General features: G+C 33.3%; 4 protein-coding genes. All 4 read right to left on the bottom strand.

Features of this window, described 5'->3' with window-relative positions; all coding sequences use genetic code 11:
• Nucleotide 1 precedes the first annotated feature (1 nt).
• Genes MKY70_RS09870 through MKY70_RS09855 form a run of 4 tightly spaced genes read right to left on the bottom strand, consistent with a single transcriptional unit; the run spans nucleotide 2 to nucleotide 15,201 of the window.
• Nucleotides 2-4,486, bottom strand: a complete 4,485-nt coding sequence (locus MKY70_RS09870; protein ID WP_341024073.1) for an amino acid adenylation domain-containing protein — start codon at nucleotides 4,484-4,486, stop codon at nucleotides 2-4.
• A gap of 18 nt (nucleotides 4,487-4,504) precedes the next feature.
• Entirely contained in the window at nucleotides 4,505-8,731 is a 4,227-nt protein-coding gene (locus tag MKY70_RS09865; protein WP_341024070.1) for a type I polyketide synthase, read from the bottom strand.
• Entirely contained in the window at nucleotides 8,724-14,492 is a 5,769-nt protein-coding gene (locus tag MKY70_RS09860) for an amino acid adenylation domain-containing protein (RefSeq protein WP_341024068.1), read from the bottom strand. The genes MKY70_RS09865 and MKY70_RS09860 overlap by 8 nt, the downstream gene beginning before the upstream one ends.
• The gene (locus MKY70_RS09855; RefSeq protein ID WP_002141321.1) at nucleotides 14,482-15,201 is read right to left on the bottom strand and encodes a thioesterase II family protein; all 720 of its coding nucleotides are present in this window, start codon (nucleotides 15,199-15,201) and stop codon (nucleotides 14,482-14,484) included. Before MKY70_RS09855 ends, MKY70_RS09860 begins: the two co-directional genes overlap by 11 nt.
• Nucleotides 15,202-15,355: the final 154 nt, after the last annotated feature.

The following is a 15,355-nucleotide window of genomic DNA, read 5'->3' as shown; positions in this document are numbered from 1 at the left end:
ATCATATATTAAATATATTTTCAAGATCTTCACTCGAGAGGTTTGCCGTTTCAAAATCAGATGGGGTGAATTCAGCATGTTTTCTCTGACAACAATGTTGAATCAAATCTCTCAATTGATTCATATACTCCATGAAAAATTGCGATATTGTTTCTTGTTTAAATTTGTTTTTGCTATACGTAATCGACAAATTCAACTTTTTATCTACTGTATACGCAACGATATCTAGCAAACAATCCATCTCATTTTTATTGCTGTTATCTTGACCGGAATTTTCATACGCAAATTCAAAAATTCCATTGGAAAATGTAGCATTAAAATCACCTAAATAGTTAAAACGAACATACTTTCGAGATTCGGAACTTAATTCCTTCGAAATATACTTTAAAACTCCATAATTTAGACCTTTACTTGGAACGCTACGCAATTGCTCTTTTAATTGTTTAATTTGTTGTGATATATCTACATCCTCAAATTGTAACCGAATTGGAAATAGGCTCGTAAACCATCCAATAGTTCGCGATACATCAATTTCATCATTTAATTCTTCACGCCCATGCCCTTCAATTTCAATAATCACATCATTTGTTTTAATATACTTAGCCATTACCAATGATAGCGCTATAATCATTAGTTCATTACCTTTTGTTCGATAAGCTTCATTTGCTTTTTGTAACAGCTGCATAGTTTCTTCTTCTGTTAACTTCTTAATCATTTTCTCGCAAAATTCCATACGATCCAATCCTAAATCAAAATCATTAAATGAATTCTCTTCATATTGATATACATGCTCCCAGTATCGCTTTTCTGATTCTGGAATTTTTTTACTCATTCTCTTTAACTCAATTGCCCAATCCTGTACCGAATTATCTTTTGGCGGCAAAGAAGTTTTCTGCTTATTTTCTATCTGTTTATATAATTGATTTATATCTTCAAAAATAATTCGCCAAGATATACCATCAACAGCTAAATGATGAGCTGTCATTAATAGTCTTTTACCAAAATCGCCCAAATCAAATATACAAACTTTAAGAAGAATTTCATTTTCAATATTAAAGCTCGATTTCAATATTTCTCCAATACTAGCAATACGAATACTTTGCTCTGTTTTTGATAATTCAGATAAATCTAATGATTCTATTTTTATTTTTTTATTGTAATTATTTTGATTATAAAATAATTCCTTCGTTTCCATCCGGTAATTCAAGCGAAAAGCGTCGTGATGACAAACTAATGAGCTAAATGCCGATTCAAGTATCCCAACCTCAACGTCATCCTTTACTTTGACTAACACTGACTGTGTATAATGGTTTATATTGTTCAAATCTTGCGAAAAAAACCATGAGATAGATGGTATCGTTTCAATACTACCAACACATTGTTGATTACTCTTCTGCTCTTTTGTGCTAGTCATTTCTAAATATAAAATCATATCTTCAATAACTGGATTAGCCAAAATATCCTTTGTTTTTATTTTAATCCCTTTCTCACGTATCTTAGAAGAAATTTGAATTGCTTTAATGGAATCCCCGCCTAGATGATAGAAGTTGTCTCTTATACTTACTTTTTCAACATTTAATACTTCACGTATAATACCTACTAAATCACTTTCTATCTCACCTTCAGTTTTTTTCTCTATTTTAACTTCAGGTTTCGGCAAGGCCTCTCTATCCAGCTTTCCGTTAAACGTCAACGGTATTTCTTTCAACACAATAAAATACGAAGGAATCATATAAACTGGTAAGATCTCTTTTAAGAATCTAAATAGTTCGGATGTCTTCACCTTAGCATTCTCAGTATAGTAGGCACAAAGATAGCGGTTTCCATCATAATCCTCTTGATCAATCACTACCACTTCCTTAATGCTCGGATATTTTTGCAAGTTTATTTCGATTTCTTTTAGTTCTATGCGGAACCCACGAACTTTTACTTGATCATCTTTCCTTCCCAAATACTCAATCTTATCTCCTTCAATAAATCTAGCTAAATCACCCGATTTATACATCTGCTCTTTTTCCGAATATGGATTTACAATAAATCTCTCTCTTGTTAAATCCTGATTGTTAAAATATCCTCTTGCAACACCTTCCCCAGAAATATAAATTTCTCCAACAACTCCCATTGGTACTGGGCGAAGATCGGAGTCCAACACATATATTTTCATATTTTGTGCAGGTACACCAATAGGAACAGATACCCCTTTATCTTTTTCAATATCGAATTGATGAATCATACATCCTACAACTGTTTCTGTGGGCCCATATTCATTATATATTTTTGTTTCTCTACCTAATTTTTTCTGTATGTTTGCGGCAAGGTCTACTGTTAAATTTTCTCCACCAACAATAATTTTTTTAATTGAACACCCAACAAAGTCTGAATCTTTCAATAAAAACAGGTGAGATGGAGTTAATTTAATAATACTTGCTTTTTTTTCTTTAAATATCCTATATAATACATATTCGTTTGCATCAGCAGGATAAATAATAATCTGATTACCACTAATTAATGGGGTAAATATAGTTGTAACAGTAAGATCAAAAGCAAGAGATGAATACAATGGGAAAACTTCATTTTCACTTGCGCCTACATATACTTGATTTGCCCAGGAAATATAATTAACCAATCCTTTCTGTTCAATCATTGTACCTTTAGGGTTTCCCGTAGAACCCGATGTATATATGATGTAAGCAAGGTCAGTCGGCTCACTTCTATTTTTAATATTAGAAGTATCTCCCATATAAATATGAGCTGCACTTATATGGATAACCTCAACCGCATACAAAGAAAGATCCCATTGATGCGAAATATCAAAATTAGTGAACAGAATATTGATATCTGAATCTTGCAGCATATAATTGACCCGTTCAGATGGATATTGTGGATCAATAGGTAAATATACCGCTCCTGCTTTTAAAATTCCTAAAATTCCAATAATTGTTTCTAGAGAATGCGTAGTTGATATTCCTATTACTGTACCTTTTGTTACATTTTTCTTTAATATATACCTCGCTAATTGATTAGATCTATCATTCAATTCACGATACGTAAGTTCCTTATCTTCCAGGCAAATCGCAACTCTATCTGGTGTCCTTTCTACTTGTTCTTCAAAAAGCTGATGGATTGTCTTGTCCTTTGGATACTCCCTATTCGTTGCATTAAATTCATATATCAATTTATTCCACATATCTTCTGGTAAAATTTCTAATTCCATCAACTTTTTATTAGGCGACTCCAACATCTGATTCAGTAAATGACTGATTCCAAGATACATTTGTTCAATTTGCTTTTCTGTATACATATGATCCTTATAATCTATATCTAGATTAAATCCTCCTAATCTAGACCATTCTCGAATAATCAATTGAATTGAATAAATCTGATTCCTATTGTAAAATTCTTCATTTTCTATTGGTGTACCATTAATTTCAGTAGGAAGTTTTGTATTGTAATAGTTAATACATGTATCAAATAAATCACCGTATCCCTTTTTCTTTAATTCCAAATCTTTCACCAATACATCATATGGATATTTTTGATGATAATAACAGCGAACCAATTCACGATTAATGCCTTTTATAAAATCTAAGACTGTCATTTCACTATCAACAGTATGACGAAATGGCATAGTACTTGTTAACATCCCCACAATATTTTTTTCATTTTTCCCCGCTCGATTAAGTACAGGCATTCCAATAATTAAATCATCCTGCCCATTTACTTTATTTAAGTAAATATAATATAGGGCAACAAAGAATGCGTACACAGAAACATTTATGTCAGTAGCAAATTGTTTAATTTCATCCGATTGATTATTTGTTAAAGAATATGTTTTTCTATTTGCCTTTGCACAATCTACTTCGTTCTTCCGCTTCACAATTGGGAGCTTACTAAACTTCTCATTCCAAAAATTTTTATCCTTCATAAATCTTTTTGAAGTTAAATAGGATTCTTCCTTCTCAAGGCAATACATATAGGTACTATTAAGCTGATCTGTTATTTTTTCACCTTTCAAAATTTGAGTGTATGCATTACAAATCTGTTCAGTTAAAAGATTCATAGACCAACCATCAGAAATTATATGATGGACCTTAACGAAATATCCCCCTTCTTTAGTATCTTGTAACTTGAACAAAGCAAAATCAAATAAGTCTTGTTCATTGATATCGAAAGGTTTTGCAGCTTCCTGCTGAACCCAGGCATCTAAATCCTTCTGACTATTAAAAATAGTATATCGAACTTGATATTTATGATATTTCTCCACATATTGATGAACCTTCTCATCCGATTCTACAAATCGATGCCTGATTCCATCATTTTTTTTTATAAAATAATTAATTGCTTTCTCAAGACAATCAAAATCCACTTCTCCTTGTATCTTTACTGTTCCCCCAATATTATGCAATGGCTGATGAGGATTAATTTTCTCCATATACCAAATCCTTTGTTGAGGATGAGTTAGTGAAAAATATTCTCTATACTTCAAATTATCACCCCTTTATATTTAATGTTTTTCGAAATAATTAACTTTTTGACCATATCTAATCATTTTTTCCGTCATTTCATCCGTAATATTATTCCATACAAAACCCGTTTTTCTTAACAGCATATTCGTTTTATCTCCCATTATATGGAATAATGTTTGTTCGACATCATTAAATGTTTTCAATTCATCTCCTATACAATGCAGCTGTAAATTATATATATCTGATGCATATTGATTAAATTGCTTTTCATCAAAGATATAATCTATAAATTTATCAATTGAAGTTTCTTTTACATCTATGTCTAATCCATACGTTGTTAAAAGAGCTGATAAGCTTACATAGTTAGGATTGAAAATGTGATGAGTCTCATTCATTAATTCTTTTTTATTAAACAACTTAATAATTGCCTGACTAACATCATTCACACATGCAAAATCTATATCTCTTTCCATTTCTGGAACCAATCCAATTCTTATATATGATTTCATCATTGAGTATAATGCATTCTGCTCTATGTTTTCTTGAAACCTTCCTGTTTTAGAATCAAAACCAATGTTTCCCACTCGAAAAACATTTACATTTATTCCCTTATCCCTCGTTTCCAGTACAATCTTTTCAGCTTCTAACTTTGTCTTTGGATAAGGATTTTCAATAATTTGCCCTAAATCATTATCATACTCCGTATACAATATATCTTCGTTATTCTTTACTACACCAGAAGCTACAGCCAATGTAGAAATATGATTCACATCTTTCTTTACTCCCTTAAGCGAAAAATCAATTACATTTCTCGTAGCTAGAACGTTTGCTTCATAGGATTTTTCATATTTCCCATAATGACTAACACTGCCTGCTGAATGTATAATACATTGGATTGTTTCACTCAAATATTGATAGTTCGGCAAATCTAAGCCCATATATTTTTTTGTCAGGTCGCCACTATATACAAAAATTCTTTTCTTATACTTATCATAAAAAGGTGTTCCAAAATAAGAGCAAACTTTTTCTTTAATGCGATTTTCTGCTTTTATACAATTGTCACTTCTTACAATCAAATGTACATTGCAATCTAATTCAGTTAATAAATCATGTAATAAGTAAACGCCCAAATATCCCGTGCTTCCTGTCAATAGAACTTCCTTATAACCGGTTTGGCAAGAAAGGTTGATTTCGTAATACTTTTTGTTTCTATCATCATATAAACTTCGTATCGCTATGTCTCCTCTTATCTTCTCCTCCATCAACCGATGCCTTTCTCCTCTAGCAATCAGATAAGTTGCTAATGCATCTGGAATGGTCTTCTCCTTTTTATATGTCATATGCTGCGCTAGATCAGAGACTCTAGGGTATTCAAATAAATGATTAATAGAAATATCAAAATCCTTCTGTAAGCTCGAAACAACATTGATAGCCGTTAGTGAGCTACCTCCTAATTCAAAGAAATCATCATGGATACTAACTTGTTTTACTCCCGTAACTCTCTTATATGATTCTATAATTTTCCGCTGTTTATCATCTTTCGGAACAACATTCTTCTTTAGCTCTTCTACATAGTCACTTTGCGATAAAGGGGAACTCTCTTCCATTTCAATATCCTTAGAAAGGCTAAAGAACTGCCGTTCAAAAGGATACGTAGGGAGTGGAACACGATATCTTCTTTCTTGCGAAAAATACTTGGACCAGTTAATCTTCACGCCATGAATATGCAACTTACCAATATTTTGAAGCAAGTAATTGTCATCAAAAATTTTTTCTTTAGGATGCCTTACAGTATTAATAATTGGGCATTTTGATTCTCCTTGAGTATGTTGTCTAACAAAACTACTTAATGTTCTACCTGGTCCAACCTCCACAAAAATACTTTCCGTACCCGATAGTAGATGCTTAATGCCCTCAGAAAATTCCACTACATGTCGCAGATGATTCACCCAATAATCTGCACTTTTTGCTTGTTCTTCCGTAATCCATTCTCCTGTCAAATTGGATACAAATGGTATTTTAATATCCTGGAAATTAATTTCTTTTAACTTCTTTCCATAGGTATCTAAAATTGAGTCCATCATGGATGAATGAAAGGCATGGGAAGTTGTAAGTTTTTTAAACTGAAAACCTTTCCTAATCAATTCCCCCTCAAAAGTAAAGATTGCCTCATCAGAACCTGAGATTACGCATGATATTGGACTATTCACCGCGGCAATAGATACATCTTGATTCATTAGTGGTAAAATTTCATTTTTCGAAGCCATTACACTTATCATGCTTCCTTTAGGTAATTGCTGCATTAAGGTCGCCCGCTCATACACCAACTGTAGCGCTTGCTTTAATGAGAACACTCCCGCCAAACAAGCCGCCACATATTCCCCTATACTATGTCCAATCATGCCGTCCGGATAGACGCCCCATTCCATTAATGTTTTTGCTAATGAATATTCAAAAATAAATATTGCAGGCTGTGTATTAGATGTTTGATTTATATCATCTCTCATTCTAGCTTCCAGGTCCTTTGGATATAAGACTTCCTTCCAATCAATCCCACTAATCTCTTCTAAAATCTCACAACAAAGATTCACTTCATCTCGAAATCTCTTCTCTTCTTTATATAAATCCAATCCCATATTTACATATTGCGCACCCTGCCCGGGAAACATGAAAATTATTTGCTTGCTACCGCCATCACAAATGTTAGTTTGAACCTTACCAGAATTTTGAATAAAAAATTCTCGCTTCGCTTCCTCTATATCCGAAACCACTAATGCTCTTCGATATTTTAAATTTTTCCTTCCATTTAAAAGTGTATAAGCTACATCAGCCAAATTCACATTATTGTTATGATTTAAATATTCAGCTAACTTTTTAGTTTGCTCTTCAAGAGATTTTTTCGTTTGTGCAGAAAAAGAAAGTAATTGATATCTCCTACTCCGCTCAGAAGCTTCTCTTTGGGGAGGTTCCTCAAGTACAACATGGGCATTTGTTCCTCCCATACCAAATGAACTTACTCCTGCTCTTAAAGGAAACTCTTGGTTCTTCCATTCTGCCAATGTATCCTGTACATAAAATGGACTATTACCAAAATTAATTTTTTCATTTGCTTTCTCGTAGTTAATGCTTGGTGGAATCATGCGATTCTCCAAAGCAACTACAGTTTTTATCAAACCTGCTATACCTGCAGCGTTATCAAGATGACCAATATTCCCTTTAACCGATCCAATACCACAAAAATTATTCTTCTCTGTATTAAATGCCAACTTCAAGGCTTCAACCTCAATCGGGTCACCTAGCATTGTTCCAGTACCATGAGCCTCTACATATGATATACTTTCAGATTCTACCTCGGCCATGTGATGAGCTGCTCTAATAACAGCAGCTTGTCCTTCTACACTTGGCGCATTAAAACTAACCTTATCAGCGCCATCATTATTTATTGCGGATCCTTTCACAACAGCATGGATGAAATCTCCATCAGCAATCGCATCCTCCATACGCTTCAAAACAACAATTCCCGCTCCATTTCCATTGACCGTTCCCCTAGCATTATCATCAAAAGGTCTACAGTGTCCATCTGGTGAAAGAATCATGCCATCCTTGTATAAATACCCTCTTTTCTCAGGTAATGTAAGTGAAACCCCTCCAGCCAAAGCAATGTCACAATCTCCACTTAATAGAGCTTGACATGCCAAGTGCACAGCAACCAATGAAGAGGAACATGCAGTTTGAACTGTATAACTAGGACCTTTCAAATTTAATTTATGTGATAATCTGGTGCCGAAAAATTGAGAACCATTTAAAAATTCTGCTTCTTTTATAAAATCTTTCGCTCCATCATATACCGCTTCTAACCAATATAAGTTTGTAGATGCTCCAATATAAGTACCAATTAAACCATTAAAGGTATCCGAAAAGTAAGCACTACTCTCTAATGCTTCCCAAGCACACTCGTGCAAAATTTTCAGCTGTGGATCCATTACCTCTAATTCCCTAGGGGAGTAATTAAATAATTTATTGTCGAACCATTCTGTTCCTGTAATAGCCCCACCAGCCTTTATATAATTGGGATTCTGGATCGTTTCTAGATCAATTCCTCCTTTCTGTAACTCCTTATCTGTGAAGAAAGTTACCGATTCTACACCATTCTTCAAATTTTCCCAGAATTCATTTATAGTATCTCCACCAGGAAATCTGCAAGACATTCCAATAATAGCAATCTCTATACCATTTCTTATCGGTTCCTGTGCACTATCATTCATTCGAATCCCTCTTTCTTTGACGTCTTTGTTTTAACCTATTTTTCGATTCCTTTATTACCTGAACTCTATTTGAGTTCATTTTTTCCTGTACCCTGCTCTCAGCGGTCATCTTTAATTGCTGGGATAGAGAATAAATTGTAGGATATCTAAATAGCATCATTACAGTTATGTCGATGTTCAAATCATTTTTCAACCGTTCATTTACTTGAATAATATTCAGTGAATTCCCACCAAGTTCGAAGAAATGATCATAAATACCGACCTGATTTACCCCAAGTACCTGTTTCCAGATCTCCGCTATCATTTTTTCTAGATTCGTTCCAGGTGCTATATAAGTAGTACCTAACGATATATAATTCTCATTATCCCTTTCTTGCAAGGCTCTTACGTCGACTTTGTCGTTATTCGTTAAAGGCATACTCTCTAATTGCACAAAATGTGACGGAATCATATATTCAGGTAACTTATTCCTCAAATACTCCCTTAATTCTGTACTGGTAACCTCTTGGTTTGCAATTAGATACGCACACAAATAGCTTTCATTACTTTGATTTTGTTTCGCAACAACAATTGCATTATCAATATATTTATGATTTAAAATGTGGTTTTTTATTTCATCTGGCTCTACTCGGACTCCCTTCACCTTTACCTGATGGTCAATCCTTCCAATATACTCAATGTCCCCATTAGGGAGCCACCTTGTAAGGTCTCCCGTTTTATACATTTTCTCACCTGGAATAAATGGATTGGACATAAATTTTTCATCTGTCAAATCTGACTTATTGATATATCCCCTTCCTACACCTGCCCCAGCAATATATAACTCCCCAGTCACACCAATAGGTACAGGATAATAATCTTGATTTAAAATATATGCCCTATAGTTACTTAGAGGCTTACCTATTGGTATGCTCGAACCCTCTTCATTTTCATGACAAATATAGTATGTTGAAAAAATCGTCGTCTCGGTTGGACCATACAGATTAATAATCATCTCAGCATTAACAGTACTCTTTAATTGATCATAAAGACTCTTTGTAAAGACCTCACCGGCTACAAGAACATAGTTAAGAGGTTGACTTATGACAATATTATCTATTAAAACTTTCAAATGGGTAGGTACAGCGCCCAAGACATTAATTTTGTTTTTCTCAATAAAGTTCCACATATTTCTTGGCTCAGCGATTAGCTCTTCCTCAGGAATATATAACCTACCCCCAGAGAGAATCGGGAGAAGGATTTGTTGAACAGAAACATCGAATGTGATTTTTGCTAGCAATAAATGATTCATTTCTTGATTAAATTTTAATTTCCGAATGAGTCCTATCAACTGATTCACAATATTCTTGTGTTCGACCATAACCCCTTTAGGGTTACCGGTTGTTCCAGAGGTATAAATTACATATGCCAAATCGTCGGGCTGGTTTATGTTTTCAAGATGACAAACATCTTCTTTACAGTTTATTTCATCATCCAACCTAATTACTTCCTGTTCAAAAGTAAAGCGTTCCTTCATATTATTTCGGGCCAGAACCAACTGACAATCACTGTCTCTCAAAAAATATTTTATCCTGCTTATTGGAAGAGTGGGATCAATCGGTAAAAATGCCCCTCCTGCTTTTAGCACACTGAGAACTCCTATGACCATTTCTAAGGAAGGCTCTGCAATAAGTCCAACAACGCTATTTCTTTGCACTCCCTTTTTTCTTAAAGTGCGGGCCAGTTGATTTGCCCTTGCATCCAGCTCAGAGTACGTTAGTGTCATTTCTTTATATACGATGGCATTTTCTGATGGACCTTCTTTCACTTTCTGCTCAAATATCTCATGCACCGTCATTTGATACGAATATTCATCCGTCGTATTATTAAATTCATAAAGAACGGTTTTCATCTCTGATTCAGACATCATCTGGATATCTTGTAATGGTATATCCATCTTTTCGGTAATCTCATCAAGTAGATAAATAAAATGTTCTGCTAATCTTTGTACTGTATCCTTCTTGAATATATCCTTACGATACTTCCACTTAAAATGCATATCTTCATTAATTTCTAATACATGAATGAACATATCAAATTGAGTCATACTACTTTCAAATTGGAATTTTCGGAAAGTTAATTCCCCTTTATCCTTAAAGAAATACTCATCATTATCCAAAGAAAACATAATATCAAATATTGGATTTCTCCCTGTATTTCGATAAGCATCTACTTGATTTACTAACAATTCAAACGGATATTCCTCATGATCAATGGCTTTTATTGTATTATCCTTCACTTCATCCAGAAAGTTCAGAAATGTTTTTTTACGACATGGGAAATTTCTTATTACTACCGTATTCACAAACATACCAATAGTCCGTTCCAAACCTGGACGAGATCGGCCAGCTGTAGGGGTACCAATCGTAATATCTTCTTGACCCGTATATTTTAAAAATAATACATTTAAAGCAGCAAGTAGCACCGTATATAGGGTTGTCCCATTCTCCTTCGCTATCTTTTTCAAACGCTTTGTCAAATCGTATCCCGCCATAATTGGTACATAATCACTATCATAAAGTTGCACCGGGTGTCGTGGATAATCTGTATTTAACTCCAGTAATGGAGGTTCATCTTTAAATATGTTTAGCCAATACTTTTCTTTACTCTTAAAATCATCAGTCTGAAAAAATTCTGCCTGCCATACTGCATAGTCTCTATATTGTAATTTAATCGGAGGCAAATCTTTATTTAAATAACTATCATAAAATTCCTCCATAATTATGTCCATCGATATACCATCAAAGACAATATGGTGAGCATCAGTTAACAGCAAATGCTTATTTTCTCTGATTTTAATAACTTTGATTCTAAATAGAGGAGGTTGTCCCAGATTAAAAGGTGTAGCAAACCCATGTACATACTCCATTAATTCTTCTTCCGATGCTTCAACGATATCAACAATAACCTTTAATTTAGGATGTACATACTGCACCACTTGTCCATTGATGAATGAAAACGATGTACGTAAAGATTCATGACGATCAACAAGATGTTGGAAAGCTCTCACCAACATATCATATTCGAGATCACCCTCTATGATTGTCCCAGACGGTAAATTATAAGCTACTGAATCACGATTAAGTTGCCACATAATAAATAGCCTTTTTTGCTGTGATGAAACAGGATAGTATTCTCTTGCTTCAACAGGTAATATAATTGAACTTTTATGTTGTTCCCCATCCAGTATTAGAGTTGTAAATTCTTTTATAGTTGGCTTTTTAAACATTTCACTTAAGTGTATATTCACGTCAAATTCTTGGTTAACTTTCAATATAATCGAAGCAGCATTTAAAGAATGCCCACCTAACTCAAAAAAATTATCATACACTCCTATCTTTTGAATATTAAGAACATCTCTCCATATATGTGCAACCTTTTTTTCCAATTCACCTTCTGGTGCAACATAGTCGAAGTCTGATACTGGATCCAAGTTGGACACTGGCAATGCTTTACGATCAATTTTCCCGTTTTGATTGAGTGGCATTTTTTTCAGTTGAGTGAAGTAGGTTGGCACCATGAAATTCGGCAAACTTTTAATAAGGAAATTTCTTAATTCTGAGTTTGTTATATTCACATTGGCAACAAAATAAGCACTTAATACTTTCGTACCGAAAGTATCTTCGATTGCAACAACAACAACCTCATCTACATCTGGATGCTTCATAAGACCAGTCTCTATCTCCCCAACTTCTACCCGAAACCCCCTTATTTTCGTAAGATTATCTTTCCTTCCAATAAATTCAATATTCCCATCAGGCATCCACCTTGCCATATCTCCTGTTTTATAAACTTTTTTTTCGGTAATTTTCGGAAACTCTACAAATTTTTCTCTCGTTAAATCTGGAGCATTATAATACCCACGTGCCAATCCAACCCCAGCAATACACAGTTCTCCTGTTATACCAATAGGTACAAGATTCATCTCTTGATCAACAATGTATATTTCGACATTATTAAGAGGCTTCCCGATTGGAATCACCTTCAATTGTTCTATCTCTTGATTACTAATTCTATAGAAAGCGGCTAAATCCGTGCATTCCGTGGGACCATACGTATTTATAATTTCACCCTTGAAATTTATTGATTTAACTAAAGGTTTGAGTTTTTTACAATTTATCGATTCACCACCTAAAAAAATACGCTTCAACGTGATTAACCTGCTAAAATTAGTTCTCTCATTATAATCAACCAATGGATAAAAACCACTTGGGGTACAATTAACGCTCGTGATTTTATGAATATTTATATAATCAGACATTTTATTGTAATCATACATACCTGACTCAAACAGGTGCAATCGCCCCCCTTTTATCAATGGAGCAAATAAATTTTTATGCGCTGTATCGAAACTAATTGGGGCAATTAATAATACATTATCGGTTGGATTCATATCAAATTCATTGGTATACCAATTGAGCAAATTCATAAATGAATTTCTTTTCACCATAACTCCTTTAGGGTCACCAGTGCTTCCAGATGTATAAAGAACATACATTAAGCTCTCTAATGGGATTTTCAATTCTAAATTACCACTCATTTCTATAGGTGTACCGTCTCCCAAAGTTGTATCTATATCAACAAATCTAGTGTTTTCAATTATAAAATTAAATTCATTATTGCTGCACTTCAAAATGATATCTACATTAGAATTACTTAAAAGATAATTAATTCGTTCATTTGGATAGTTTGGATCAATGGGTAAATATGCAGCTCCTGCCTTTAAAACACCTAATATACCAATTGGAAGTTCGAGCGATCTATCTAACATAATTCCTATTACAGAATCTTTTTTAGCTCCTAATTCAACTAATTTATGTGCTATATGATTTGCTCTTATATTTAATTCCTCGTAAGTTAAATTTTGATTTTGGTAAAAGACTGCTAGCTTATGTGGACTTTTAGCTACTTGAAATTCAAACAAGTCAACAACAGATTGATCCTTAGGAAAACCTGTTTTTGTGTTGTTAAACTCATTTAGAATACGATTTCTCTCATTGGATAAAATATCAATTTCAGAGAGCCTTATACTCGGATTAGCTACTACTGCTTTTAACAAATGAGTCAATTGATTTATAACTCTTTCAATCAAGTCTCCTACACTTTCTTTACAAGTGATACAACACTCTAGTTTATCTCCATGCCATGTAAAATTAAAGACGGTATCTGCATTTGTATAATGATTAGAAATATTATGTTGAATATTTTCAAACTGTATGACTGTACGAGGATTCAGTTTATTAGAATTTGCATTCTCATCTCCTAAAAGTTTTGCTAATCGCTTATGCGATACTTTCTGATTTTTATTTGCCTCTGTAATGTTTTGTTGTACTTTTAATAGAAGCTCTTTAAATGTCATATTACTATGGACATTACTTCTTATAATCAAAAGATGATCATAATATGCTGTGCCAGATTTTGATTGAATTACTGGCGTTCCAATAGAAATATCTTTACTATCCGTGTATATTGAGAGCAAATATTTCACACTAGCAATCAAAATGATAAGCATTCCATATTCAGAATGATTACTTATTTCACTAATTTTATGTGATATGTTTTCTGATAATCTATATGTAAATATTTTTTCTTCCTGATTTTTCACACCAACTTTTTTATTAAAATTTACAAAACTACTCATTTCTAAATCCGTTGATAGTTGATCCAACCAAAACTTCTCCTCTTTAGTTAACAAATCTGCATTATAAACATCATTGCTCATAATAATCTCCTCTCCCAACCAATGTTGAATTAATAAGATTTATAATATCAATGTAATTTTCATTAATAAAAAAGTGATCTCCTGGATAGCCATAAACAACAGTATCTCTCGAAGTAAACTCACACCATTTTTTCATGTATTCCTCAGTAACATCATCCAGCTTACCGTACATTGCAGTAATACACGTATTTAACTTGTACAATTCATTACTGAATTTATATTCTTCTATCAATTTAAAGTCAGATCTTAAAATTGGGATAAATATATCCATTAACTGCTGATTATTAAGAATTTCTTTTGGAGTACCATTTAAATTTAATATCACATCTTTAAATTCTTTTTCTGGTAAGTTAGATACTTTTTGTTCTCTAATAAAATTTGGGGGCTTTACACCTGATAGAAAAATATGCACAGGAGCATTAAGATTTCTACTTTCTATTTCCTTACAAAGTTCATAAGCGATAAGCCCGCCCATACTGTGACCAAAAAACGCGTAATCGCAATTACCTACAACTCTATATATACATTCGAATATATCATTAATCGCGTGATTCATATCATCATAACAATCTTCTTGAAATCTTTTACCCCTTCCTGCGTATTGAATTGGTTTCAATTCAATACTAGGATGTAAGTAATTTTTCCACTTACTATATATCGAACCGGATCCACCAGCATAAGGAAAACAAAAAAGCATCGTGTTATTCATATACTCTCCTTTCCTATGAATCAAAATTATTTACTAAATTTTAAAAGGCTCTATAGAACTTAATTAGCCACCTAACATCTCCCAATTTTTTTTATTAATCTAGCTCCCATTTATATTTTAGGGTGCAATCAGGAATTATCTTTGGTAAACCATT

The sequence above is a fragment of the Bacillus sp. FSL R9-9492 genome (assembly GCF_038007365.1).
GTDB classification, from domain to species: domain Bacteria; phylum Bacillota; class Bacilli; order Bacillales; family Bacillaceae_G; genus Bacillus_A; species Bacillus_A mycoides.
Note: the sequence above shows the minus strand (reverse complement) of the source record. Positions and strands in the feature narration are given on the sequence as shown.